The organism is Sphingomonas sp. (assembly GCF_035714405.1).
Lineage (GTDB): Bacteria > Pseudomonadota > Alphaproteobacteria > Sphingomonadales > Sphingomonadaceae > Sphingomonas.
In genome coordinates this window covers 23,096-48,563 of the sequence record NZ_DASTMA010000007.1, presented here as the reverse complement: position 1 = coordinate 48,563, position 25,468 = coordinate 23,096, and the positions used below count along the sequence as shown (strand labels likewise).

The 25,468-nt window shown below is 67.6% G+C and carries 24 protein-coding genes and 1 pseudogene; 11 read left to right on the top strand and 14 right to left on the bottom strand.

Going from position 1 to position 25,468, the window contains the following annotated elements; translation table 11 throughout:
• Positions 1–7: 7 nt before the first annotated feature.
• The 5 genes and pseudogenes from VFQ64_RS02425 to VFQ64_RS02405 all read right to left on the bottom strand — a co-directional run bounded on the left by VFQ64_RS02425 (position 8) and on the right by VFQ64_RS02405 (position 4,004).
• Positions 8–1,166: pseudogene (locus tag VFQ64_RS02425) on the bottom strand (IS30 family transposase).
• Positions 1,167–1,276: 110 nt separating this feature from the next.
• Positions 1,277–1,819, bottom strand: coding sequence for a hypothetical protein (locus VFQ64_RS02420; RefSeq protein ID WP_325101711.1), 543 nt, complete (start codon positions 1,817–1,819; stop codon positions 1,277–1,279).
• Between the two features lie 261 nt (positions 1,820–2,080).
• Positions 2,081–2,362: a hypothetical protein gene (locus tag VFQ64_RS02415; RefSeq protein WP_325101710.1), complete on the bottom strand. Its 282-nt coding sequence runs from the start codon at positions 2,360–2,362 to the stop codon at positions 2,081–2,083.
• Positions 2,363–2,424: 62 nt separating this feature from the next.
• Positions 2,425–3,201, bottom strand: a complete 777-nt coding sequence (locus tag VFQ64_RS02410) for a transglutaminase family protein (RefSeq protein ID WP_325101709.1) — start codon at positions 3,199–3,201, stop codon at positions 2,425–2,427.
• Between the two features lie 71 nt (positions 3,202–3,272).
• On the bottom strand, positions 3,273–4,004 hold the full coding sequence (locus VFQ64_RS02405; protein ID WP_325101708.1) for a Bax inhibitor-1/YccA family protein: 732 nt from the start codon (positions 4,002–4,004) through the stop codon (positions 3,273–3,275).
• A gap of 115 nt (positions 4,005–4,119) precedes the next feature.
• Here VFQ64_RS02405 and thpR point away from each other — a divergent pair, with 115 nt between their 5' ends.
• Together thpR and VFQ64_RS02395 are read left to right on the top strand one after the other, a co-directional pair.
• Complete coding sequence (gene thpR, locus VFQ64_RS02400; protein ID WP_325101707.1) at positions 4,120–4,665, top strand: RNA 2',3'-cyclic phosphodiesterase; 546 nt, start codon at positions 4,120–4,122, stop codon at positions 4,663–4,665.
• Positions 4,666–4,678: 13 nt separating this feature from the next.
• Entirely contained in the window at positions 4,679–5,206 is a 528-nt protein-coding gene (locus tag VFQ64_RS02395) for a superoxide dismutase family protein (protein ID WP_325101706.1), read from the top strand.
• A gap of 126 nt (positions 5,207–5,332) precedes the next feature.
• On the opposite strand, the gene VFQ64_RS02390 is transcribed toward VFQ64_RS02395, so the two are convergent.
• The 5 genes from VFQ64_RS02390 to VFQ64_RS02370 all read right to left on the bottom strand — a co-directional run bounded on the left by VFQ64_RS02390 (position 5,333) and on the right by VFQ64_RS02370 (position 10,268).
• The gene (locus VFQ64_RS02390) at positions 5,333–6,925 is read right to left on the bottom strand and encodes an MFS transporter (RefSeq protein ID WP_325101705.1); all 1,593 of its coding nucleotides are present in this window, start codon (positions 6,923–6,925) and stop codon (positions 5,333–5,335) included.
• A 211-nt stretch (positions 6,926–7,136) separates the two neighbouring features.
• Positions 7,137–7,790, bottom strand: a complete 654-nt coding sequence (locus VFQ64_RS02385) for a hypothetical protein (protein WP_325101704.1) — start codon at positions 7,788–7,790, stop codon at positions 7,137–7,139.
• Positions 7,787–9,007 (bottom strand): TIGR04063 family PEP-CTERM/XrtA system glycosyltransferase, encoded by a 1,221-nt coding sequence (locus tag VFQ64_RS02380; RefSeq protein WP_325101703.1) that lies wholly within the window; start codon positions 9,005–9,007, stop codon positions 7,787–7,789. The genes VFQ64_RS02385 and VFQ64_RS02380 overlap by 4 nt, the downstream gene beginning before the upstream one ends.
• A 407-nt stretch (positions 9,008–9,414) precedes the next feature.
• Positions 9,415–9,672, bottom strand: a complete 258-nt coding sequence (locus VFQ64_RS02375) for a YciI family protein (protein ID WP_325101702.1) — start codon at positions 9,670–9,672, stop codon at positions 9,415–9,417.
• 191 nt (positions 9,673–9,863) lie between these two features.
• Entirely contained in the window at positions 9,864–10,268 is a 405-nt protein-coding gene (locus VFQ64_RS02370) for a hypothetical protein (protein ID WP_325101701.1), read from the bottom strand.
• A 583-nt stretch (positions 10,269–10,851) separates the two neighbouring features.
• Between VFQ64_RS02370 and VFQ64_RS02365 the strand changes: the two genes are divergently transcribed.
• Genes VFQ64_RS02365 through VFQ64_RS02345 form a run of 5 tightly spaced genes read left to right on the top strand, consistent with a single transcriptional unit; the run spans position 10,852 to position 15,590 of the window.
• Positions 10,852–10,983: a hypothetical protein gene (locus tag VFQ64_RS02365; RefSeq protein ID WP_325101700.1), complete on the top strand. Its 132-nt coding sequence runs from the start codon at positions 10,852–10,854 to the stop codon at positions 10,981–10,983.
• Positions 10,976–12,313, top strand: coding sequence for a putative O-glycosylation ligase, exosortase A system-associated (locus VFQ64_RS02360; RefSeq protein WP_325101699.1), 1,338 nt, complete (start codon positions 10,976–10,978; stop codon positions 12,311–12,313). The genes VFQ64_RS02365 and VFQ64_RS02360 overlap by 8 nt, the downstream gene beginning before the upstream one ends.
• A complete protein-coding gene (locus tag VFQ64_RS02355; RefSeq protein ID WP_325101698.1) occupies positions 12,310–13,362 on the top strand; it encodes an acyltransferase in 1,053 nt (350 codons plus the stop codon). Before VFQ64_RS02360 ends, VFQ64_RS02355 begins: the two co-directional genes overlap by 4 nt.
• On the top strand, positions 13,340–14,362 hold the full coding sequence (locus VFQ64_RS02350; protein ID WP_325101697.1) for a DNA topoisomerase IB: 1,023 nt from the start codon (positions 13,340–13,342) through the stop codon (positions 14,360–14,362). The genes VFQ64_RS02355 and VFQ64_RS02350 overlap by 23 nt, the downstream gene beginning before the upstream one ends.
• 13 nt (positions 14,363–14,375) lie before the next feature.
• Positions 14,376–15,590, top strand: a complete 1,215-nt coding sequence (locus tag VFQ64_RS02345) for a mechanosensitive ion channel family protein (protein WP_325101696.1) — start codon at positions 14,376–14,378, stop codon at positions 15,588–15,590.
• A gap of 18 nt (positions 15,591–15,608) precedes the next feature.
• Here the strand turns inward: VFQ64_RS02345 and VFQ64_RS02340 are convergent, their stop codons facing one another.
• From VFQ64_RS02340 to putA, 3 genes are all read right to left on the bottom strand, one after another.
• The gene (locus VFQ64_RS02340) at positions 15,609–16,094 is read right to left on the bottom strand and encodes a hypothetical protein (RefSeq protein WP_325101695.1); all 486 of its coding nucleotides are present in this window, start codon (positions 16,092–16,094) and stop codon (positions 15,609–15,611) included.
• Positions 16,091–16,411 (bottom strand): hypothetical protein, encoded by a 321-nt coding sequence (locus tag VFQ64_RS02335; protein WP_325101694.1) that lies wholly within the window; start codon positions 16,409–16,411, stop codon positions 16,091–16,093. Before VFQ64_RS02335 ends, VFQ64_RS02340 begins: the two co-directional genes overlap by 4 nt.
• Before the next feature lie 470 nt (positions 16,412–16,881).
• On the bottom strand, positions 16,882–19,875 hold the full coding sequence (gene putA, locus VFQ64_RS02330; protein ID WP_414712853.1) for a bifunctional proline dehydrogenase/L-glutamate gamma-semialdehyde dehydrogenase PutA: 2,994 nt from the start codon (positions 19,873–19,875) through the stop codon (positions 16,882–16,884).
• A gap of 148 nt (positions 19,876–20,023) precedes the next feature.
• Here putA and VFQ64_RS02325 point away from each other — a divergent pair, with 148 nt between their 5' ends.
• From VFQ64_RS02325 to VFQ64_RS02315, 3 genes are all read left to right on the top strand, one after another.
• Positions 20,024–20,458 (top strand): MaoC family dehydratase, encoded by a 435-nt coding sequence (locus VFQ64_RS02325; RefSeq protein WP_349256030.1) that lies wholly within the window; start codon positions 20,024–20,026, stop codon positions 20,456–20,458.
• Between the two features lie 57 nt (positions 20,459–20,515).
• Positions 20,516–21,691 (top strand): acetyl-CoA C-acyltransferase, encoded by a 1,176-nt coding sequence (locus VFQ64_RS02320; RefSeq protein WP_325101691.1) that lies wholly within the window; start codon positions 20,516–20,518, stop codon positions 21,689–21,691.
• A 76-nt stretch (positions 21,692–21,767) separates the two neighbouring features.
• Entirely contained in the window at positions 21,768–22,247 is a 480-nt protein-coding gene (locus VFQ64_RS02315) for a pyridoxamine 5'-phosphate oxidase family protein (protein ID WP_325101712.1), read from the top strand.
• Positions 22,248–22,259: 12 nt separating this feature from the next.
• Here VFQ64_RS02315 and VFQ64_RS02310 read toward each other — a convergent pair whose 3' ends face one another.
• Positions 22,260–23,477: a polyhydroxyalkanoate depolymerase gene (locus VFQ64_RS02310; protein ID WP_325101690.1), complete on the bottom strand. Its 1,218-nt coding sequence runs from the start codon at positions 23,475–23,477 to the stop codon at positions 22,260–22,262.
• A gap of 110 nt (positions 23,478–23,587) precedes the next feature.
• Between VFQ64_RS02310 and VFQ64_RS02305 the strand changes: the two genes are divergently transcribed.
• The gene (locus VFQ64_RS02305) at positions 23,588–25,375 is read left to right on the top strand and encodes an ABC transporter transmembrane domain-containing protein (protein ID WP_325101689.1); all 1,788 of its coding nucleotides are present in this window, start codon (positions 23,588–23,590) and stop codon (positions 25,373–25,375) included.
• Positions 25,376–25,468: the final 93 nt, after the last annotated feature.

Below are 25,468 nucleotides of genomic sequence, written 5' to 3'. Positions count from 1 at the left end.
GGTGGGTTCAACCGGTGGTCGCAACGGCTTGGGCGAACTTCTCAGCTGGCGTCTGGTACATCAAGGTTTTTCTCGGCCTCTCGTTGAGTTGCCTGGCGATGGTGCTGAGCTGGGCCTGACTGAAGGTCGACAGATCGACGCCGTGGGGCAAGTACTGGCGCAGCAGGCGGTTGGTGTTCTCGTTGGTACCGCGCTGCCACGGGCTGTGCGGATCGCAGAAGTAGACCTCGACATCGGTCGCCAGGGTGAAGCGCCGGTGGTCGGCAAGCTCCTTGCCCCGGTCCCAGGTCAGCGACCGGCAGAGGTCTCCGGGCAGCTTGCGCGCTTGCCCGATCAGTGCCGAGACGACGGTCGCGGTCTGCTTGTTCGCGACCTGGCCAGGATCACGTAGCGCGACTGCCGCTCGACCGGCGTCACGACATGGCTGCCGCGCCCCCCGAGATGAGATCGCCCTCCCAATGCCTGGGCACGGCGCGGTCCTCGACGCAGGGCGACCGCTCAATGATCGGGACAGCGTCCCTGATCTGGCCGAGCCCGTCACGCTTCAGGCTGGCATGGCGCGAGCGCCGGATCGTGCGCTTCGCCCGCAGATGCGCGAGCAGCTCCTTCTTCAGCACGCCGCGCGCCTGGATATAGAGGCTCTTGTAGATCGTCTCGTGTGACACCCGGTGCCGCTCTTGGTCGGCAAAGCTGCGCCCCAGCCAACCCGCGATCTGCTCGGGCGACCAGTTGCGGCGCAGCTTGGCCGACACTGTTCGGCGCAAGGCCGGATGGCAAGCCAGCTTGCAGGGCTTGGGGCGCAACGCACGTTCCCACGCCGCCTGGTCGGATCGGGTCGCCCGGTATCGCTCTCGCCCTCCATTGCGCCCGACTTCCCGGCTAATCGTCGATGGTGCCCGGCCCAACTGGCTGGCGATCGCCCTGAGCGAACGCCCCGCGACCAGACCTCTGGACACCTCCTCGCGCTCGGCCAGGCTCAGCGACCGCGCCGAACGCCTGCGCTCGGCCGGACGGATGCCGCCCGACGGCGATAGCACCGAGAACACCGACGAGGACTCCCGATCGAACCGTCGACCGATCGAACTCATCGACTCGCCGCGTCGCCACCGGTCCCAGATCTCCGCACACTGCGCCGCCGAACAGTAGATCCGCTTCCGCTGCCTCATCGCTCACGCTCCTCTCACCCGAGAATGATGCGTTGCGACCACCGGTTGAACCCACCGGCGTTAGCCGTCGTCAGAACAGCTTCAGTCCTCATCGGCCCAGGCCGTGTATCTCAGGCCGGCAGCGCCCCGCTCGAGTCCACCTTCTCCACCCAGTAAGGAAAGAACGCCGGCTGCCGGTTCGACCAGCCCGATGCGGTCGCCGCCGCCTCGCTGATCGACTGGAGCAGCTTGCGGCGCAGTTCGGGATGCAAATGCGGCAGCGCCGCGGCGGCGCAGAAGGCCGACGGCAGCCACGGCCGCACCTCGGCGCCGACCAGCCGCTCGTACAGGAAGCGATAGGCGGCGAAACTCGTCAGCCGCCCCTGCCCCAGGTCGAACGCGGTCAGCGTCATCAGCGGCGCCAGGAACGGCTCAATCGCGTCGAGACCGCTGTCGTCCGGCACCTGCTCGCGAAGCTCGGGGAGAACCTGATAGAGCCGCGCCTGCGCCCGGATGCTCGCCGCCTCGACGACATCGCGCGACCAGCGTTCCATGGCATCGTCGCGATCCAGTCCGATATCGAGCGAGCGGCGGACGTACCGCTGCGTGGCCGCGCCGAAGCTCGCGAATTCCTTCATCTCCGCGAGGGTCATGACGCCCTCGGCCTGCTTCATCTTGGCACTCATTTTCGTCACCCCGCCCCGAAGCCAACGGTACCGGCAGACGATGCGCCAAGATGGTTAACAAACCCCTGAACGACACCGTCAGCCGGCGTTTACCAAGGCATCACGAAAGCTGTTGCGTCGCAACACGCGTTGCGGTGAGTGGAGTCGGCGGGAACGTATTGATCGCCAGCTGTCACTTTGACGCAACAATCCCCTGGCGGCGTACGACAGACCGTTCTCCGAGAATGGGGAGAGCTGATGCGGAGAGCGTCAGCCGCCGTGCTGCAGCTTCTTCTCGGCTTCCTCGTCATACCCGGACGATGCCGCCGGTCCGGTATTGTGCACCGGCTGGGTCGACGCGGGCGGGTCGCTGGCGTCCATCGACTCGTCCAACGCGTTGTCGAGCCGCGCTTCCTTGCTTTGCGGATCACGCTCGAGCCGGGCCGTGATCGAAGCGTCCTGACCCGCATCCTGGCGCGGATCACGCTCCTGGTTGCTGGCCGTGGGGGCGACGGACAGCGTGTCGAGCGGGGTGTCTGCGGTGTCGGCCATGAGAACGTGCTCCTGCGTGAGGATCGTATCGCCAGGAGAACGAGCGATACGCCCGCCCGTTCCTAGTCCAGCCGCGCCACGCGCACCACCTGCCGCATCAGCGAGGCGCGCCCGAAGATCGTCATGAACGCGATATCGGTCGCATCGCGCCCCACCGCGACCCGCGCCAGCTCCTCCGCGCGCGCCATGCCGGTGGCGTCCACCAGGTGCCAGCCGCCATCGAGCCAAAGCTCCGCCACCGCGTGGAAGTCCGGCGGATCGACGCCAGGCGCATAGGCCGATACGCAGCGGGCCGGGATGCCGCCCGCGCGCGCCAGCGTCACCACCAGGTGCGCGAAGTCGCGGCACACGCCTGCGCGCTGGCCAAAGGTATCGAGCGCCGTGCCGCCGATCGCGCCGTCGCAGCTATAGGCGATCTCGCGCTCCACCCACTCGGCGATCGCAGCGGCGAGCGGTCCACCCGCCAGCCCCGCGAACTCGCGCCGCACGAAGCCGTAGAGCGTCTCGACCGGGCAATAGCGGCTCGGCAGCAGATAGGCGGTCAACTCCGCCGGCACGGCGCGCGGTGCGCTCGCGCCCAGCGTCGCCAGCGTCACCGCTGGCCGGTCGATCGTCACCGTCGCGTGATACTGTGCCTGGAACCGCCCGACCGCATGGACCCAGCACCGCTGCCCTATCCCGTCCTCGCCGCGCGCGGCGCGCAACGGAATGTCGGACCAGACGGTCAGCGTCTCCGTTTCGATCCGTTGGTCCGGCATCGCTGCCGCCTCGATCTGCAACAGCACGTCGGCAGGGTCGGGCAGCGCATAATCGATCTCCACCTCGATCCCGAGCCGCATGCGTCATTCCCACAGCAAAGGGCCCGGCGGATCGCTCCACCGGGCCCGAGTTTTCGTTCGAACTTCGTATGTTAGTCGCGGCTGCCCATGAACGACAGCAGGAACTGGAACATGTTCACGAAGTCGAGGTACAGCGACAGCGCGCCCATGATGACCGTCTTGCCCATCATGTCGGTGCCCGCGACGTGCGCGTACATCTCCTTGATGCGCTGCGTGTCATAGGCGGTGAGCCCTGCGAACAGCAGCACACCGATCGCGCTGATCGCCATCTGGAACGCGGTCGACTGCAGGAAGATGTTGAGCAGCGAGGCGACCAGCAGCCCGACCACGCCCATGATCAGGAACGTGCCCATGCCCGACAGGTCGCGCTTGGTGGTGTAGCCGAACAAGCTCAGGCCGGCGAAGGCCGCGGCCGTCGCGAAGAAGGTCGTCGCGATCGACTGGCCCGAATAGACCAGGAAGATCGACGCCATCGACAGGCCCATCACGCCCGCGAACAGCCAGAACAGCAGCTGCGCGGTGGCGGTGGACAGCCGGTTGATGCCAAAACTCAGCACCATCACGAACGCCAGCGGCGCCAGCATGATGACCCAGCGCAGCGGCGTCGCCAGCACCTGCGCCGCCAGTCCGCTCTGCGCGAACAGCAGCGCGACGATGCCGGTCAGCAGCACGCCGGAAGCCATGTAGTTGTAGACGGACAGCATGTAGGACCGCAGACCCGCGTCGTACGACGCCGAGCGGGTGCCGGCCTGCGTCGCCGCGAACGGCGCGGCGCTTGCCCGAGGGTCAGACCAGTTAGCCATTCCAAACTCCTTTGCCCGAAGCATAACGATGCTCGGATAGGCGCAATATCGGCTCAAATCCCTTCGCTTTCAAGGCGCCCTTGCGCGACGCGGGCGCAGACACAAAAGGTTACACATGGCCATCCGCCTCTTCATCGCGCTGCGTCCGCCCGCCGCCGTCCGCGAGCAGCTGCTCGACGTCATGGAAGGCGTTCCGAACGCCCGCTGGCAAGACGACGAACAACTTCATTTGACTCTCCGTTTCGTGGGCGAAGTCGAGCCCCGCGTCGGCGACGACCTCGTGGCAGCACTGGCGCAGGTGCGCGCGCCCGCGCCGTTGGTGCGGCTGCAGGGCGTCGGCCGCTTCGACAAGCGTGGTGGCGCGCTATGGGCCGGCGTCGCGCCGCACCAAGCGCTTGCGGCGCTGCACCGGAAGGTCGACGCCGCCTGCGTCCGCTGCGGTCTGCCGCCGGAGCGCCGCGCCTTCCTCCCCCACATCACGCTCGCGCGTCTCTCGGGCATCGCGGCGCGCGGGGCTGCCGCCGAGCGCTGGCTCGCCGACACCGCCGGCCTGGCAAGCGCGCCCTTCGTGCTGGAGCACCTCACCCTCTACGAGAGCCATCTCGGACCTGACGGTGCAGCCTACGAACCGGTCATGCGTTGGCCCCTCGACCCCTCATGACCCGGAGATCCCGATGCGCGCCCTCACCTTGCTTCTCCTCGCCGTGCCACTCGCCGCCTGCAATCGGGCCGAGCCGGAAGTCGGGGCGGTGCTGCCTGATGGGCGCCTCGCCACCGCGCAGCTCATCACTGCCACGGGCGCGCCGGCCGGCCGCGCGACGTTGCGGGAGGTCGCGGGCGGCGTGCGCGTGACGCTCGACGTCAACAGCCTGCCCACCGGCACCCACGGCGCGCACGTCCACACCACCGGCCGCTGCGACGCGCCCGATTTCGCCAGCGCCGGCCCGCATTGGAACCCGGCGAACAGCAAGCACGGCACGCTCAACCCGCAGGGGCCACACGCCGGCGACATGCCGAACATCGAGATCGGCCGCGACGGTCGCGGTACGGTCGGCATCACGCTCGCCGGCGCGACGCTGGACGGCATGCTCGATGCCGATGGTGCTGCGATGATGGTCCACGCCACCGCCGACGACCTGCAGACCGATCCGTCCGGCAACAGCGGCGCCCGCATCGCCTGCGGCGTGTTCGCTCCCGTCTGAGGCAAGTGGAAGGCTACCACTAGCAAAACCGCTTCCCCGGCGGCAGCCGGGGCCCAGTCGGCCGCGCCGCGGACTGGGCCCCGACTTCCGTCGGGGAGGGAAATTCCGAAACGCTGGTGCTTAAGTCTAAACGGGCTCCCCCGCCGCCCGCGCCCGCTCGACCGTGCGGGCCGCGGCGGCGGGCACCAGCCGGTAAGCGGTCGCCAGCAGCGCCAGCCCGATCGGCACGATCAGCAGCACCGACTTGACGCCCGTCCCCAGGCTCCCCGTCGTCGCCGAGATATAGCCTGCCAGATACGGTCCCAGCGCCAGCCCGACCAGCGTCGTCGCCAGGAAGAAGGTCGCGGTGGCGGTCCCGCGCATCCTCGGCAGTACCAGGTCCTGTGTGGTCGCCGCCGCCGCGCCCAGTGCCGAACTCGCCAGCGTGTTCGCCAGGCTCGCCAGCGCCACGAAACGGATGAAGTCGCCATCGCCCGGCGCCGACACCGTCGAGAACGCCAGCCAGACCGGGATCACCGGTGCCAGCAGCCCGAACACCACCACCAGGATGCGTCCCGCCGGGTTGCCGCGCAGCAGCCAATCCGACATCCGCCCGCCCAGGATGACGCCCAGGAACCCACCCAACGCGCCGAAGCCACCGACCCAATAGCCGGTCACCGCCGGCGACGCGCCGAGCACCTCCTGCGCGTAAGCGGGCGCGAACGCCGTCGAGGCATAGGACAGGAACGCCACGCAGCCATAGCCCAGGATCGTCGCCAGGAACGCCGGCGACCCCCAGATCAGCGCGAATGTCGGTCGATCGCGCAGCCGCAGTGAACTCGCCCAGGAAAAGATCGCGTAATAGCCGAACGCGATGCACACCCATTGCAGCGCGCTGTTGGTCAGCCGGATCAGCAGCAGCGCCGCCAGCGTGAGCACGCCAGCCGCGAGCAGGTTGACCGCCAGCGCCCGGCCGCCCCGCCTGGCCGCGCCGACGAACGTGAAGGGCGGGATCACCGCGAACAGCTCGGCCCCGAAGTCGCGGAACGGATGCTCCACCGGTGGCGTCGGCACGCCGTCCACCAGGCCGCGGATGGGCTCGCGCAAGGTCGATACCCACAGTGCCAGCAACAGTCCTGGCAACCCCACCGCCAGGAACGCCGCCTGCCACCCGACTAGCCCCAGCGGCCCGCCGCCCGGATAGGCGTTGTTCCACGCCTGCACGACGCCGCCGCCGATCATCAGCGAGATGCCGCCGCCGAGATACAGGCCCGACGAATAGATCGCCAGCGCCGTGCCGCGCTTGCCCTTGGGGAACAGGTCGGAGATCAGCGAATAAGCCGATGGGCTCGCCGTTGCCTCGCCGATGCCGACGCCCATCCGCGCCAGCCCCAGCGACACGCCGTTGCGCGAAAAGCCGGACACCGCCGTCATCGCCGACCATAGCGCCAGCCCGATGGTCAACAGCCGCACCCGGCTCCAGCTGTCGGCCAGCCGGCCCAACGGGATGCCGAACAGCGCATAGAAGACCGCGAACGCGGTGCCGTACAGAAAGCCGATATCGGCGTCATCCAGTCCCAGGTCGCGCTTGATGTCCGGCGCCAGGATGGTGATGATCTGCCGGTCGATGAAATTGAGCACATAGACCAGCACCAGCACGCCCAGCACATACCAGGAGTAGCGCGTCGCCGGTGTTTCAGACGCATCCTGCGCGACGCCCGGCTTTGCGGTGCTGTCCATATACCCTCCCGATTTGGAGGGGTGCTAACAGCAGAAGCGACGAAGGCGAAGGGGGTCCGACTCAAATCCTTCCCGTTTACAGGGAGGGGGGCTGCTCGGCGCAGCCGAGGTGTGGAGCGGGCCGGGCCGCGAGCGAGCCGAACGTGGAGAGGCCGCTCCGTCAGCCGCTTATAGCGGCTGCCACCCCCCCATGAATGGGGGGATCGAAGACCTACCGGGCTACGACCCGCCGCCGCGCACCCTGCTCCAGCCGGCGCAACAGCGCATCGATGCTCGGCGGCTCGTCCGACGACGGCGCAGCCGACGCCTTGACCGGCGCCTTGAGCGCGAACGTCTCCAGCCGCTCGCCCGGCTCCAGCACCGGCGATGCCGCGGGTGCAAGCGTCGCCAACGGCTTGACCGGTCGCACCGGCTCATGCGGCACCGGTAGCACCGCCGCCGGGTCGAACGCTGCCAGCGGCACGTCGAGATCGGCGGGCAGATCCTGCTCGACCGGCGGCAGCGGCGCCGCCGGCTCGGTCAGTTCAGCTACCGACAGCGGCCAACGCGGCGGCGCGTCGGGATGCGCGTCGGCGCGGCGCACCGTCGGCGCATCCTTGCGCACCGGTTTGGCGACGATCAGCCCGCCGGGACCGAACAGCAGATACAGCCCGGCCCAGACCACCGCCGCCACCGCCATGCCGCCGCCCAGCGCGAGCACCGCCCGGGCCGTCGTACCCAGCGGTGGTTCCGCGACGGGCAGCAGCGCCGCGATGCCGCTGTCGACCACCGCGCCTTCGAGCCAGGTTGCAGGTAACAGGACAAAGGTCAGCGCGATCAGCGCGCCCGCCGCCGCGCCGCCGATCGTCGGGAGCTTCCGCATCATGCCGGGGCTGATTGCTTGAACCATGTTGGACCCATCTTCGCGGCCTCGACCAGCCGTTGGTAAACCGGTTCGTAACGGCCAATGTTTGACGACCAGTTACGCTCCTCCTCGACGAAACGTCGCGCCCGTGCGCGGCGCGCGTCCCAGCCGCTGCGGTCAGCGAACAGCCCCGCCAGCGATCGCGCGATCGCATCGGCATCGCCCGGCGCGAACAGCGTGCCGGTGTCGCCGTCCCGGATCAGCTCGCGATGGCCGCCGACGTCGGACGCCGCGACCAGCTTGCCCTGTGCCATCGCCTCCAGCGGCTTGAGCGGCGTCACCAGCTCGGTCAGCCGCATCGCCTTGCGCGGATAGGCAAGGACATCGGTCAGCCCGTAATAGCGTTCGACCTCGGTGTGCGGCACACGGCCGACGAAGCGGATGCGGTGCGCCACCGGCGACGCCCCCGCCTGCGCCCGCAACGCCGCCTCCGCGGGCCCGCCACCGACCAACAGCAACGCCGCTTCCGGCCGCGCCGCGACCAGCGCCGGCATCGCCGCGATCAGGTCGTCCAGGCCCTCATAGGGGTAGAAGGAGCCGATGAAGCCGATCACCTCGGCGCGCTCCAGACCCAGCTCGTGCGCCAGCGCTCCGTCGCGCGCCGGCGGCTGCCCGAACAGCGCCAGGTCGACACCGTTGGGCGACACCATGATCTTCTCGCGCGGCACCCCGCGCGCGACCAGGTCGCCACGCAACCCCTCGCAGATCACCGCCACCGCGTCGGCGCGCCGCACCGCCCAGCTCTCCAGCGCCCGCGTCACCCGATACCGCGCCGATCCTTCCGTCCCCGTGCCGTTGCCGACCGCCGCATCCTCCCAGAACGCCCGGATCTCGTACACCAGCGGCAGCTTGCGCCACCGCGCGATCGGCAATGCTGCCAGCCCATCGAGCACCGGCGAATGGGCATGGAGGATGTCCGGCCTGAAGCTGTCGATCGCCGCCGCGATGCTCCGCGCGAACGACGCCAGCCCCCGCACCTCGCCACCGACCGCCGGCGTCCGGTAGAAGCGAAGTCCGTCCACCTCCTCCCAGCCTTGGGCCGCAGTCTTCTGCCGAGGCCCGCTGACGGCGGCCACGTCCCAGCCGCGCTCGCGCGAGGCCTTCAGGATCGCGCGTGTGCGGAACGTGTACCCGCTCTGCAATGGCAAGGCATGGTCGAGGACGTGCAGGATGCGCATGCGGGCGCTCTGCCCGCACCGGTCTTAATACCGGGTCAACCGGCGAATGTCCGCTAACGCCCACTAGCGGACATTCGTGCCGGGTGTCATCCTGCCGAGATGACCGCCTCCAATGCGCCACACACCAAGCTCGATACAGACACGGCATTTGAAGCGATGCGCATCTTTTTAGAAGCATATTGGCAGAGGGGAGGATGTAGTTCGGAGGAGATTGCGAGCCTACTCGGCGGTCTGAACCGAGCCGAACGAGGTCAGATGCCGCTTGATCCGGCAATGTGGTCAGACTGGTTGCAAGCGGTTCAAGCCGCTTCGTCGGCGGACAGCTAACTACCACAACAGGACGTTGGGGGCTGGCGATCGGCGAAGGTCCGCTAACGCCCAATAGCGGACATGACGGAGGCGCGTGATCAACCGCCCTGCATCTGCCCCGGCATGGTAGATTGATTGTTGAACGCACCGAAGATCGGGTCCCATTCGCTCACGACCATGTTTTCGATCAACTCGTGCTCGGCAAACGGGTCGCTTGCAATCAGCCGATCAAGCACTGCACGGTCTGGAGCGTTCATGATCAGCAGCGCTGATTTAACGGCGGTCCCTGTAAACGGCCCTGATGCAATCAACGAGCCGTCCTTCAGCCGATCTTGAAGCCATGCGACGTGGGGCATGACGTGCTCTTTCCAACCATCCTCATTCGGGTGCTAATATGTGACGGCGAATAGCGGCACGGTGATCTCCTCTATCGGACGCATAGCTTTCACGAGGCCGAAAGGCGAACGGCAGCTAACCACCAAAAACGGACGTTCCGCGCAGAGGATCGGGGAACATCCGCTAACGCCCAGTTTCGGACATGCGCCGCCTAGGAAGCGGGCGTAGTCGAGGAAATCGCCATATTCTCCCAAATGGTCATAATGCCTTCATTGCAGCGGTAGCCTGTCGCACAGTCGACGCGCTTCTCTACCTGGTCCCGAATGGCTTCAATCGATGCGCAGGATGCCCCCATTTCCGTTTCGAGGAACACCCACGGTTCAGGGTTCAACCTAGTGCCGAGCACCAGATACTCATCGAGGGTCTCCCGCGACACCTGCTTGCCGTTCCAATACGTCCTGCCTGTCCTATCCAGGGCAATCTTATTCAGCACAATCAGCTCGAAGCTTCTTGGCTTCCCCCACTCCGAGCGAGGAGGAGAGCAAGCCTTCGGAGCTTCCTTCGAACAAGCGCACGGCGCGACGGCCATCAGCAGAATCGCTCGCCAATGCTTCATATACCGAGCCTGCCAAGGTGAAGCTGGGCGCGCTAGCTAAATGTCCGCTTTCCACCAATAGCGGACATCCGGCAGCGGACCGGCGAACGTCCGCTAACCACCACTATCGGACGTTAGCAGCATACGTCACGGTGGCATCCACCGCTTTCACGACGCATCGCTGCATCTGAAGCTCCGGGACCACACACCTCACCGTCTTTGGCCTCAGATCGGCGGCCGACAGGTCAACTTGAGTTCGTACGCGATTTGCTCGACGATCCTCGACGCCCTGTATCAATGCTCGCGTGACCACATGGGTAACCGGTCGGCCGCGCTTCGACAGTTCTGCCTTATACCCTGCTGTGAAGCGCTGCGTCCTACCATCGTGCGCGGCGGTCCAGACCTCGATTGAGGCGGCGGCGGCAAGTAGGGCAACGTGCATGCCGCCCAGTTACATGGCGCAATGTCAGCTTTCCACGACAAACGGACGTTGGCGCGCTGTCGGCATCGGCCGATCGGGAATGGCGTTCCGCGACGCCGCTTGCCTGCTTAACCCCCCCGCAACCCCGTCCCGCTATGCGCGATCCATGCGGAGTGCTCGCCAGTGATCGACAATTTCGCGCTCGCCGTCAGCCACGGCCTCATCCTGCTCACCGCCTGGCTGCTCGTCCGCCGCGACGATCTCGATCGCGAAGGCCCCGCGCCCGACAAGCGGAAGCGGCCGCCGCGTGCGTGACCTCGCGTTCCTCGGCTTCCTGCTCGCGCTGTTCGGCCTCGGCTTTCGCCGGCCGTTCCTGCTGGTGCTCGTCTATGTCTATATCGACATCGTCGCACCGCAGCGGCTGACCTATTACCTCCTCAACGCGCTGCAGATCTCGCTCGTCGCCGTGGCACTCGCGGTGGGCGCCTGGATGGTGGCAGACGACAAGCGCGACACCCGCGTGGCGCCCCGCCAGATCCTGATCGTCCTGCTGCTCGTCTATTGCGGCCTGACCACGCTAGGCGCCGACTTCCCGGTCGAGGCCAAGTACAAATGGGACTGGGTATGGAAGGCGCTGGCCTTTGCCGCCTTCCTGCCGCTGACTTTGCGGACCAAGCTGCGCATCGAGGCGCTGCTGCTCATCATGGTGCTGTCCGCCTCCGCCATCGTCATCGTCGGCGGCATCAAGACGCTGGCGAGCGGCGGCGGCTACGGCCAGCTCAACCTGATGGTCGACAACAACGCCGGCCTCTACGAGGGCTCGACCATCTCGACCGTGGCGATCGCGATCATTCCGATCATCGCGTGGTTGGCCAGATACGGCACGATCTTCCCGCGGGATTGGCGGTCCACGGGCTTCGCGCTCGCGCTAGGCTTCGCGTGCCTGCTGATCCCGATCGGCACCTCGACGCGCACCGGCCTGCTCTGCATCGCGCTGCTGGCGGTGCTGGCGCTGCGGGTGGTCAAGCGCAAGCTGTTGTATGTGTCCGCGCTCGGCATCCTCGCGCTCGCGGCGGTGCCGTTCCTGCCGTCGACATTTACCGAGCGGATGAGCACGATAAAGACCTACCAGGCCGACGAATCCGCCGCCACCCGCGTCGCGGTGTGGAAGTGGACCTGGGAGTTCGCCAAGGCCAATCCGTTCGGCGGCGGCTTCGACGCCTATCGTCAGAACAAGATCGCCTACGATCTCAAGGCCCGCGACCCGGTGAGCGACGGCCCCAAGCTCGCCGTCGACCAGGGCCGCGCCTATCACTCCGCCTATTTCGAGATGCTGGGCGAACAGGGCTATCCCGGGCTCGCGCTCTGGCTGCTGATGCACCTCGCCGGGCTGTGGCGGATGGAGGTGCTGCGCCGCCGCCACCGGGACGGCGCCGACGCCTGGGCGGGCAGCCTCGCCGCCGCCCTCCAATCCGGTCACCTCGTCTATCTGCTTGGCGCCGCGTTCATCGCCATCGCCTTCCAGCCTTTCATCTACATGCTGCTCGGCGCGCAGATCGGCCTCGACACCTATCTCGCGCGCAAGCGGAGCGAGGCGACGCGCAGGGGTTTTCGGCGCGCGCGTCCGGAACTCGCGCCCGCATGAGCGAGCTGCGTCAGCTCACCGGCGCGCGCGGTCTCGCCGCCTGGGCGGTGGTGCTCTACCACCTGCGGCTCTCGATCCCCGGCCTGCCGGAGCCGGTGGGCCAGGCGCTTGCCAAGGGCTACCTCGCGGTCGACTTCTTCTTCCTGCTCTCCGGCTTCGTCATCTGGCTGGCCTGGCACGATCGCGTCGGCGGCGAGACCTGGCGCTTCTGGCAGAAACGCATCGCGCGTATCTGGCCGCTGCACCTCGCCATGCTCGGCTTCGCAATCTTGCTGGCGGTGGCGCTGACGCTGAGGGGCACGCCCGACCGCGCCTTTCCATGGGGCGAGTTGCCGCTCCACCTGCTGCTGGTGCAGCAATGGGGCACCACCAGCGACCTTCACTGGAACGACCCGGCTTGGTCGATCAGCGCCGAGCTCGCCGCCTACCTGCTCTTTCCCCTGCTGGTCCGCTGTGTCGACTGGCGCCGCTGGTCGACGCTCGCGCTGGTCGCCGCCGCCGCCGCGCTGCTCGCGATCCTGCCACTGGCGATGGGGCTGGGCACGCTGGGCCACGACATCACGCGCTTCGGGCTGCTGCGCTGCCTGGTCGAGTTCGCCACCGGCACGATCCTCGCCGCACTCTATCTGCGCCGAGGCACCGCGCGTGCGCCGCTGGCGATCGCCATCCTCCTGCTCACGACCGCCATGCTCGGCGCGCCCGAGACGCTGGTGGTGCCGGCCGGGTTTGCCGCCCTCCTCCTCGCCCTTGCCCGCAGCAGGGCGGCCGCGCTCGCCGGCTGGCCGCTTCACTGGCTGGGTGAGATCAGCTACGCCACCTACCTCTCGCATTTCCTGCTCTGGAAGGCCGTCAAGCTCCTCCTGCCGCCCGGCCCCGCCCCGGCGATCGTCATCGCCGCCTATCTGCTGCTGGTGCTGCTTGCCTCGCACCTCCTCTACCGTGGACTTGAGCTGCCCGCGCAACGCTGGCTCAACGCGCGGCCGTTCCCCAGGCGGAACGATGCAAGCACCCGCGCATTGCCCGCGCATGAAGATCGTCTACTCCGATGACAGCAAGCCCGGCATAACCCGCAAGAAGGTCCGCAATGGCTGGGCCTATTTCCTTCCCTCCGGCGAGCGCATCACCGACCGTGACGAGATCGACCGACTGAACGCGATCGGCCTGCCCCCTGCCTATCGCGACGCCTGGTTCAACGTGAAGCCCCACGGCCACATCCAGGCGGTCGGCTGGGACGAGAAGGGTCGCAAGCAATACCGCTACCATCTCGGCTATCGCGAGCAGCAGGAGGCCGCGAAGTACGAGAAGACCGCCGAGTTCGGCCGCGCGCTCCCCAAGCTCCGCAAGCGCGTCGCCGAAGACCTCGCCAAGCGCGACCTGACCAAGGACCGCGCCGTCGCCGCCGTCGTTCGCCTGCTCGACATCGGCCACATCCGCGTCGGCAACGAAGAGTATGCCGACCAGAACGAAAGCTTCGGCGCCACCACGCTGCGTACCGAGCATGGCGAGGTGAAGGGCAGCACCTTGCGCCTCCACTTCAAGGCGAAGTCGGGCAAGACCTGCGACATGAAGGTTTCCGACAAGGGCCTCGCCCGCTTCGTCAAGGCGTGCGAGGATCTCGATGAACAGCACCTCTTCGCCTGGGTCGACGCCGCCGGCGAGCCGCACCCGGTCTCCTCGTCGGACGTCAACGCCTATATCAAGGACGGGACCGGCGGCGATTTCACCGCCAAGAACTTCCGCACCTGGGGCGCCAGCCTGATCGCGTTCGAGGCGCTGATCGCCGCCGACAAGGACCTGACGCTGAAACAATTGCTCGAGCCTGTCACCCAGAAGCTCGGCAACACGCCCGCGATCGCGCGCAAATCCTACGTCCATCCGGACCTGATCGACCTCGTGAAGCGCGATCAGGCTGTGTTCAGGCGCGCGATGCGACTGCCCCGCGCCGCCGGCCAGCTTTCCCGCGAGGAACGCGGGCTGATCGCCTTTCTGGAACGCGACGTGATCCCGGAGGCCAAGGCCGAAGCCCAGGAAGCCGTCCTCGCGGCGTAACCGAAGTGGATTGATGAGCACGACCAACACCGCGGCGCTAGCCGCCGCCGAGAAAAAGCCGATCTTCAGCGCCAACGATGTCAGCCAGCAGGCCGAAGCGTTCCTCGCCACCAGCGCGGCCTGGCTGACCAGCCACTGGCTGCAGATCCTGATCGCCACCGGCATCGCCACGCTGATCGTGCTCGGCTTGCATCTCGGTCGCCGCTGGGCGCGACGGCTGTGCGAGCGCAGCCCCGGTGCGGTCGACTGGCGCGTCGTGATCGGCCGCGCCGCCGTGCGCACCAACAATTTCTTCATCGTCATGCTCGCCGCCAAGCTGGTCGGCGACACCTTCGCCTTCGCCGCGCCCCCCAAGGAGGTGGCGGACACGATTAGCTTCCTGTGGACGGTCGCCGCTGCCTTCCAGGTCGCGATCTGGGTGCGCGAGCTGATCCTGGGCGGGATTGAGCACCGCACTTCGGCCGAGACCTATCACGGCGAGGCGCTGGCGAGCGCGATGGGTCTGATCCGCCTGCTCGTCACCTTCGCGCTGTTCGCGATCGCGCTGGTGGTGGTGCTCGACAACCTCGGCGTCAACGTCACCGGTCTGGTCGCCGGCCTGGGCGTCGGCGGGATCGCTATCGGCTTGGCGGCGAAAGGCATCTTCGACGATCTGTTCGCGGCACTGGCGATCATCTTCGACAAGCCCTTCCGGCGTGGCGACACGATCAACTACGACCAGACCACGGGCACGGTGGAGTCGATCGGCCTCAAATCCACTCGCATCCGCTCGGCGACAGGCGAGGAGCGGATCATCTCCAACAAGAACCTCCTCGACAAGGAAGTCCAGAACCTGACGCGGCGCGATTATCGCCGGGTCAAGTTCGTGCTCGGCCTCGTCCAATGGACTCCGGTCGAGCAGATGGAACGCCTGCCCGAGATGCTGAAGGAGGTGGTGGAGGCGTGCGGCAAGACCTTCGTGCGCGCCGGCTTCATGACATTCAACACGTCATCCTACGATTTCGACGTGGAGTTCGACTCCCCGGAAGCGGCGTTCCAGCCCTTTTTCGACGCCCGTCACCAGGTCGGCCTGGCGATCATCAAGCGCCTCGACGACGAAGGCATCGCGCTCGCCTATCCGACCCTGACCCGGTTCAACGCACCCGAGGACGCAGATCGGCCCGGCGCGGCGCTGCCCACCACAAATTCGAGCGGCGCTGCCGAGGGGAGCCGCGCCCGCGTCCCCTAGCGAAGGGCGGAGCAAAGCTCAGAAGTCGGCACCGACCGCCCATTCAAAGGCATTGACCGCGCGCCACGCGCCGTCCTTCTCGACGAAGAAGACGCTGAAGTTGCAGGCTTGTCGTGTCCAGGTCAGCACTTGCGCTCTTGCGCCGTCGTGCCGGCGCGGCGGTCCCGATCGCCGTCGGCCCAACTCGCCATAGAAAGTGCCGGCAGGTCCACCGACCCGAAAGCTCTCACGCGTTCCGACCGGTCCGAAAGCCGCTTCCAGCGCCTCGGGCGCTCGACCCATCAGCGCGGGATGCCGTTCCATACGCGCGTTGCGATAATCGTCGTCGCCGCACCGCGTGGCGTCCCAGCGCTCGATCCCAGAGCGGCCGACCTGCGCCGGGGCCGTAGCTCTGGCAGTGGCCGCCGACTCCGCGCTGGCGTTGCCGATGGCCGGTGCGATGCCGCCACCGCAGGATGCCAGAAGCAGCGACGCCGCAGCGACGCCGCGCGGAGGCTTGCTCATCCGACGGACCTCACACTGAAGACAGCATCTGGGATCATGCGATTCATCTCTTCGACCAAGGTACGGAAATGCCGTTCGCGCAACGCCCGTCCGGTGTTCATCACGCTGCCCGAATCAGCGTGGTGGGGCGAAGTGGGACGATACTCGTCGCCGCGACCCAGCACCCCGGTGTTGCCGGCCGAATGGCCGAATTCATGCGCGACGATGCCGCCGGCATGACGGTTGGTCTCGAAGTCCTCAGTGCAAAGATGGATCGTCCGCTGCGTCCATTCGATGCGGCTGGGATGACCCATGAAGCCATCGGGCACCTTGGTCACGAACACATTCCAGTGAGGTTTCGCGAGAACCCATTGCGGGTCGAAATTGACCGGCAGGGCACGTGCCTCGAAATGGCGGGCGAAAAAGCGATTGACCTCGGACGTTGAAGGTCGCGCGGTTGCTCCAGATGCGCCACACCATCCGGTCGGATCGGCGGTGGTACCGCTCGCGTTCGGCTTGCGTCCAGGCGGTCTGCCCGGCGGGGGCGAGCCAGTGATAAAACCAACGCTGTCGAAACAGAACCTGTCCGCTCTCGGTGTTGATGTCGATCACGCACCAGTCGGTGTCGCGCGTGACATGACCCATCGGTTCAACTCCGCTTGCGGAAACTTGAAGCGTAGGTGTGGTTCTGGTGATGGTCAATCGAGCCCGCCAGGCCGGCCCCGTGCTCGAACTCCGCGCCTGCCGGGGCTGAGATATGCGCCGGGTCAGGCGGTTGGCTTCGCAGTCCGAACTCTGATCCTCCGTCTCAAATCCCTCCTTCGTCAAGGCTCAACAACGTCGCATTCCCCCCCGCGCTCGTGGTATCCGTCGAGACATGCCGTTCCACGCAGAAGCGCTGGAGATAGAGCGGGCCGCCCGCCTTCGGCCCGGTCCCGGACAGCCCCTCGCCTCCGAAGGGCTGCGAGCCCACCACCGCGCCGATCATCGAGCGGTTGATGTACAGGTTGCCCACCGCGGCTTCGGCCTCCGCGATCTCGGCGGCCCGGGCGATGCGGCTGTGCAGCCCCATCGTCAGACCGAACCCCTTGGCGTTGACGCGGCGGATCGTCTCCGCCAGCTCGCCCGCCGGCCAGGTCGCCACATGCAGCAACGGCCCGAACCACTCGCGATCCAGGTCATCCACTCGATCCAGCCGGATCAGTGTCGGCGGCACGAACAACCCAGCCGCCGGCGCCTCCAGCGTCTTCAGCCACTGACCCTTCGCCCGCTCCCGATAGCCCATCAGATGGTCATACGCCGCCCGGTCGATCACCGGCCCGACATCGGTCGCCGGATCGCCGGGATCACCCAGCACCAGCGTCTCCATCGCGCCCTTCAGCATCGCGATAACGCCGTCGGCGATCTCCTCCTGCAACAGCAGCAGCCTGAGCGCGGAGCAGCGCTGCCCGGCCGAGCGGAAGGCGCTGGCGACCACATCGGCCACCACCTGCTCGGGCAGCGCGGTGGAGTCGACGATCATCGCGTTGACCCCGCCGGTTTCGGCGATCAGCGGCACGATCGGGCGATCGTCATCCTCAACCAGCGCACGCGCGATCTTCTTCGCCGTCGTGGTGGAGCCGGTGAACGCCACCCCCGCGACGCGCGCATCGGCGACCAGCGCCGCGCCGACCTCCGGCCCGCCGGGCGCGAGGATCAACACGTCGCGCGGCACCCCCGCCTCGTACGCCAGCTCCACCGCCCGCGCGGCGATCCGCGGCGTCTGCGGCGCGGGCTTCGCGACCACCGTGTTGCCGGTGACCAGCGCCGCGGCGCACTGGCCGAGGAAGATCGCCAGCGGGAAGTTCCAAGGCGCGACAGTCGCCCAGACGCCCCGGCCCTCGAGGCGCAGCACGTTGCGCTCGCCCGTCGGCCCCGGCAGCTCGTGCGGTCGCATGACCTCGCGCGCCTGTTGCGCATAGTAGCGACAGAAGTCCGCCGCCTCGCGCACCTCGCCGATCGCGTCCGCGATGGTCTTGCCGGCCTCCTGAACGCACAGCGCCATCAGCTCGTCGCGACGCGCTTCCAGCAGGTCGGCGAGCCGCTCGAGCACCGCCGCCCGGTGTTCGACTGGTGTAGCCGACCAGCCCGTGAGCGCCGCCTGCGCTCTTGCTACAGCCTCGCCAACAGCACTCCCCTCCCTAGAAGGGAGGGGTTGGGGGTGGGTCGGTTCCTGGCGATTGTCTAGCGTGGGTCCACCCACCCCGGGCTGCTCCCTTGCAGGGAGGGGAGCCTTCACAGCCGCCACCGTCCACGCCAGCACCGCGCGATCACTCAAATCCAGGCCCGCCGAGTTCCGTCGCACCCCGAACAAATCCAGCGGCAGCGGTATAGCCGGATGCCGCGCCCCGCCGACTGCAGCGATCTTCGCCACCGGATCGGCCAGGATCTCCGCCTCGGTCAGCCGCGCGTCAGCTAGCTGATGCACGAAGCTGGAGTTCGCCCCATTCTCCAGCAGCCGCCGCACAAGATACGCCAGCAGGTCGCGATGCCCCCCCACCGGTGCATAGACGCGGGCATGATAGCCGCGCTCGCGCACCAGCCGCTCGTACAGCCCCTCGCCCATGCCGTGCAGCCGCTGGAACTCGAAGTCGCGCGAATTGCCCGCCCATTCGACGATCGTCGCCACCGTCAGCGCGTTGTGCGACGCGAAGGCCGGGCGGATGTTCTTCGCCTCCAGCATGTCGCGCGCTACCGCCAGATACGATACATCTGTCGCCGCCTTGCGCGTAAACAGCGGATAGTCCGCCAGCCCCTCGATCTGCGTCCGCTTGATCTCCGAATCCCAATAGGCACCCTTGACCAGCCGCACGTTCATCAGCCGCCCGAGCCCGTTCGCCCAGGCGACCACCGGCGCCGCGCGCTTGCCATAGGCCTGCACCGCCATCCCGAACCCGTCCCAGCCCGTGAGGCTCGGCAAGCCGGCGACACGGCCGATAATGTCGAGCGACATCTCCAGCCGCTCGCTCTCCTCCGCATCGACCGTCAGCGCGATCCCCTTGCCCGCCGCCTGCACGGCGAGCGCCTCCAGCATTTCGGTGAGCGCCGGCACGCACTCGCTCCAGCGCGCGACCTCGTAACGCGGGTGCAGCGCCGACAGTTTTACGGATATCGAGTGCCCGGCCCGCGCATCCCGCCCGACTGCGTCCACCGCATCGGTGTAGCTGCGAAAATAGCGTTGGGCGTCCTCGTGCGTCCGCGCCGCTTCCCCCAGCATGTCGAAGCTCGCGGTGAAGCCCTTGTGCTCCGTGCGCGCCATCCGCCGCGCCGCCTCGTCGATGGTGCGCCCCATGACGAAGATCTCGCCCATCATCTTCATCGCCGCGCCCACCGCCTGGCGCACGAACGGCTCGCCCGCGCGGCCGATCAGCCGCTTCAGCGCCCCGCCGCCCTCACCGACCACCGCGCGGCCGACCACCAGCCCCCAGGTCGCCGAGTTGACCAGCAGCGAGCTCGACTTGCCGCGATGCGCGCCCCAGTCCGCCTCGCCCAGCTTGTCGGCGATCAGCAGGTCCGCGGTCTCCGGGTCCGGCACACGCAGGAACGCCTCGGCGAGGCTGAGCAGCGCCACGCCTTCCGAGGTGTTGAGCCGATACTCCTGCAGGAACTGGTTGACCCAGCCCCGCCCCTGCGCGGCGCGCAGGTCGGCGAGCAGCTCCGACGCGGTACCCAGCACCCGCTCGCGCGATTCGGGCGAAAGCTGCGCCCTGTCCAACAGCGGCTTTAGAACATCGGGTTCGGGCGCGCGGTGGAGCATAGCCATGGTGGAGAGCGGGTTGGCAAGGGCCATGTTGGAAGATCCGGTTGGTTGAGGCTTGCGAGGAAGGATTTGACGTGCCTAGAGACGCGCACGCGCTTAGCCGCTTTGCCTTCTGAAGGGGAACCATGTGACGACCATCACAGTCGAGGAGATGAAGACCCGTATCGGCACCGAGACGGTCAGCGACTGGGTCGAGGTGACGCAGGAGATGATCGACAAGTTCGCCGACGCCACGGGCGATCACCAGTTCATTCATGTGAACCCTGAAATGGCGGCGATGACCCCGTTCGGCGGCACCATCGCGCATGGCTTCCTGACGCTGTCGCTGATGCCGCTGCTGTCGTCCAAGGTCGCCGACGCGCCGCGGCTCGAGGGCGTGAAGATGGGCGTCAACTATGGCGGCAACAAAGTGCGCTTCCTCACCCCCGTTCGTTCGGGCTCCAAGGTGCGCGGCCGCTTCAAGCTCGTCGAGTTCGACGAAAAGCGGCCCGGCCAGTTCCAGCAGACCAACGAGTTCACGGTCGAGATCGAAGGCGCGCCGAAGCCCGCCATGATCGCCGAATGGATCAGCCAGATATTCGTTTAATGTCAACTACTTAACTAATCCTCCCGCCTATTCTTTGGGCGAAGAAAGGGAAGTTCCATGCGCTCCGCCGTCATCGTCTCCACTGCCCGCACCCCCATCGGCCGCGCCTATCGCGGCGCCTTCAACAACCTCCCCTCGCCCACCCTCGCCAGCCACGCGATCAAGGCCGCCGTCGAGCGAGCCAGGATCGACGGCGCCGAGGTCCAGGACGTGGTGATGGGCGCGGCCCTCCAGCAGGGCGTGCAGGGCGGCAACATCGCGCGCCTGGCGCTGCTCCGCGCCGGCCTGCCGACCACGGTCTCAGGCATGTCGCTCGACCGCCAGTGCGCGTCCGGGCTGATGGCGATCGCCACCGCGGCCAAGCAGGTCATGGTCGACGGCATGGACGTGGCGATCGGCGGCGGCGTCGAGAGCATCTCGATGGTCCAGACTCCGCAGATGCGCGTCGGGCGCGACGACGAGCTGCTGGCGATGCACAAGGACGTGTACATGCCGATGCTCCAGACGGCGGAGGTGGTCGCCAAGCGCTACAACATCGGCCGCGACGTCTGCGACGCCTACGCACTTCAGTCCCAGCAGCGCACCGCCGCCGCCCAGGCCGCAGGTCGGTTCGACGACGAGATCGTGCCCGTCACCGCGACGATGGCGATCGTCAACAAGGAGACCAAGGAGGTCACCCACAAAGAGGTGACGCTCACCAAGGACGAGGGCAACCGCGCCGACACCACGCTGGAGGGGCTGCAGGGCCTCAAGACCGTTCTCGAGGGTGGCACCGTCACCGCCGGCAACGCCTCGCAGCTGTCCGATGGCGCATCGGCGAGCGTGCTGATGGAGGAGAAGCTCGCCGTCAGCCGCGGCCTCACCCCGCTCGGCCGCTATGTCGGCATGGCGGTCGCGGGCACCGAGCCCGACGAGATGGGCATCGGCCCCGTCTTCGCCATCCCAAAGCTGCTCGAGCGCAACGGCCTGAAGATGGACGACATCGGCCTGTGGGAGCTGAACGAGGCGTTCGCGGTGCAAGTGCTCTACTGCCGCGACAAGCTCGGCATTCCGGACGAGCTGCTCAACGTCAACGGCGGCTCGATCTCGGTCGGTCACCCCTATGGCATGACCGGCGCCCGCTGCACCGGCCACGCCCTGATCGAAGGCAAGCGCCGTGGTGCGAAGTACGTCGTGGTGACGATGTGCGTCGGCGGCGGCATGGGCGCGGCCGGGCTGTTTGAGGTGCTGTGATCGGCGATCGCGGGCGGGGAACGCTCCCCCGTCCGCATCGTTCTCCTGCCGAACCGATTACAGGAGACGCATGCATATGGCCGACAACAAGGACGCTCCGCAGGAAGTCGCCGCCAAGTTCCTCGCCAAGCTCGCTGAGAGTCCGTTCATCATGATCGGGCTAACCGACGGCGAGCATTCGGAGCCGATGAACGTCAAGCTGGACGAGGATCAGCCCAACGCGCTGTTCATCTTCTCGGGCCACGACAACCGCATCGCCACCGGCGGCGACGCGATGGCGCAGTTCGTGGGCAAGGGGCATGATTTCTTCGCCTGCCTTGCCGGCGAAGTCAGCCAGGAGACCAATCAGGCCACGTTCGACAAGCTGTGGGACAACCGCGTCGAGGCCTGGTTCCCGAACGGCAAGGCGGACGCGCGGCTCAACCGCTTTGACATCAGTTCCGCCGAGCTGTGGGAGACCGACGTATCGATTGCCGGTCGCCTCAAGATGTTGTTCGGCGGCACGATCAAGCCGAGCGAATCCTCCAGCCATGCGGTGGTGGATTCGGTCGCCTGAGCGAACGTCCGGTCAGGAGTGGATTGCGATCCACTCCTCGACCACCGGCGCGATCCGATCACGCCACTTGGAGCCGTTGAAGATGCCGTAATGCCCGGCGCCCTCGGCCATGTAATAGCGCTTCATCTCGGCCGGCAGCGCGGTCGCGAGTGACAGCGCCGCCTTGGTCTGGCCGAGCCCCGAGATGTCGTCGCGCTCGCCTTCGATCGCCAGCACCGCGACGTCGGTGATCGCTCCCGGATCCACCGGTCGACCGCGATGCGTCATGGTGCCGTTCGGCAGTGCGTGGGTCTGGAACACCAGGTCCACCGTCTGCAGGTAGAACTCGGCCGTCATATCGCAGACCGAGCGATATTCCTCGTAGAAGTCCTTGGTCAGGTCGGCGCTGTCTTCGTCGCCGCGGACGAGATGTTTGAACATTTCCCAGTGGCTGACCATGTGGTCGCCCAGGTTCATCGACATAAAGCCGGCGAGTTGCAGGAAACCGGGATAGACCCGCCGACCGGCGCCGGGGTAGGTCATCGGCACTGTCGCGATCACGTTCTGCTCGAACCAGCTGTGCGGCCGCTGCGTCGCCAGCGTGTTGACCGCCGTCGGCGCCTCGCGCGTGTCGACCGGCCCGCCCATCATGGTCAGCGTCTTCGGCCGGCAGGGATGCTGGTCCGCGCTCATCAGCGCGACCGCCGCGTAGCAGGGCACCGACGGCTGGCAGACCGCCAGCATGTGGCTCTCCGGCCCCATCGCTTCTAGGAACTCGACGAGATAGTCGATATAGTCGTCGAGATCGAAGCGTCCGGCCGACAGCGGCACCAGCTTGGCATCCGCCCAATCGGTGATGTGGACGTCGGCGGTCGGCAGCATCCGCTCCACCGTGCCACGCAGCAGCGTCGCGTAATGACCCGACATCGGCGCAACGATCAGCAGCTTGGGCCCGCCCTCGACGCCCTTGCGGCGGAAACGCTTGAGGCTCCCATATGGCTTGGCGACGAGGATCTCTTCGTTCACCGAAATCTCGCGACCATCCACCGTCGTATGATCGAGGCCGAACGCCGGCTTGCCACGCGACGCGGCAGCATGGGCGAAAACCTCCATGGCCGACGCCATGACGCTGCCGCCCCCCAGGTACGCGAAGGGATTGGCGGGGTTGCCCAGCATCTCCGCCCCCCAACTCGCCCACGCCCCAGCACCGGCGAGCATCGAGCGTTGCATTTCGTAGGCATTGTAAAGCATCGGGATTCCCATAGCCGCGAACAGCTTGCTACCGCCGTAACGAGTTTCGGCCGGGGAACAACGCCCCGAGCGACGTTGAGGGCCCGCCGCCCGCCTGCTACGCGGCCCTGATGCCCGATATCGTCGCCTCCACCCCACCCCGCGACAGCCGTCGGAAACTCGGCAGCCTGGCGATCGTCTGGCGCTATGCCTCGCGCTATCCGGGCCAATTGGCGGTGGCGCTGGTGGCGCTGGTGATCACGTCCGGCGCCACGCTGGCGATCCCCTGGACGTTCCGCTCGGTGATCGACAAGGGCTTCGCGGACGGCGCCAACACCGATCATATCGACCGCGCCTTCTACAGCCTGTTCGCGCTGGTAGCGGTGCTGGCGGTGGCGACTGCGCTGCGCTTCTACTTCGTGTCCTGGCTCGGCGAGCGCACCGTCGCCGATGTCCGCATGGCGGTGCAGGCCAATCTGCTGCGCCTCGCCCCGCGCTGGTTCGAGGAGAACCGCCCGTCGGAGGTCGCGTCGCGGCTGACGTCCGACACCGCGCAGATCGAGATGGCGGTCGGCACCACCGTCTCCGTCGCGCTGCGCAACGTCATCATGGGAATCGGCGGCATCGTGTCGCTGTTCCTGCTGGCGCCGAAGCTCGCCGGCATGCTGATCCTGGGCATCCCGCTGATCGTGCTGCCGATGGTGCTGCTCGGCCAGCGGGTGCGCAGCCACTCGCGGTCGAGCCAAGACCGGATCGCCGACATCGGCGCGATGGCGGTCGAGACGTTGTCGGCGATGAAGGTGGTGCAGGCGTTCGGGCAGGAAACGCGCGAGCAGGGCCGCTTCGCCGCAGCGGTCGACCGCAGCTTCGCGGCAGCCAAGCGCCGGATCGGCATCCGTGCGGCGATGACCGCGCTGGTCATCGGGCTCTTGTTCGGCTCGATCGTCATGCTGCTGTGGTTCACGGTCAGTGACGTCGCGGCGGGACGGCTGTCGGGCGGATCGCTGGGCGCATTCGTGATCACGGCGCTGCTCGTCGGCGGCGCGTTCGGCGCGCTGACCGAAGTCTATGGCGACCTGCTGCGCGCCGCCGGCGCCGCCGACCGCCTTGCCGAGCTGTTGGCGGAGGTGCCGGAGATCGCCGCGCCCGCCAATCCCGTCCCGCTGCCTGAGCCAGCCAAGGGGTCGCTGGCGTTCGAGGACGTGACCTTCCGTTACCCGACCAGGCCGGAGGTCTCCGCGCTCAACCAGCTGTCGCTCAGCGTCGCGCCCGGCGAGACGGTGGCGGTGGTCGGCCCGTCGGGGGCGGGCAAGACCACGCTCTTCCAGCTCGCCGAGCGCTTCTACGATCCCGAGGGCGGCCGCGTCACGATCGACGGTGTCGATCTCCGCGACGCCGATCCGGCGGCGGTGCGGGCGCGGATCGCGATGGTGCCGCAGGAGACGGTGATCTTCGCCGCCTCCGCGCGCGACAACCTGCGCTATGGCCGCTGGGGCGCGTCGGACGAGGAGCTTTGGGCGGCCGCGGCGGCGGCGAACGCGGCCGAGTTCCTGCGCGCGCTGCCGGACGGGCTGGACACCTTCATGGGCGAGGGCGGCGCGCGGCTGTCGGGTGGTCAGCGGCAACGGCTGACCATTGCCCGCGCGCTGCTCCGCGACGCGCCCATCCTGCTGCTCGACGAGGCGACCAGCGCGCTCGACGCCGAAAGCGAGCGGCTGGTGCAGGCAGCACTGGAGCGGTTGATGGCGAACCGCACGACGCTGGTCATCGCGCACCGGCTCGCGACCGTCCGCGCCGCCGATCGCATCGTCGTGATGGACGCGGGCCGCATCCTCGAACAGGGCACCCACGCCCAGCTGATCGCGCGCTCCGGCCTCTATGCGCGGCTGGCGAGCCTGCAGTTCAGCGAGGCGGCCTGAAGCTCCCCTCCCGCTTGCCGGAGCGATTGGAGGAGGGCATGTCTGACCACGCGTGGACGGCAGGCGGACATCCCCTCCCCTAGCCCCTCCCGC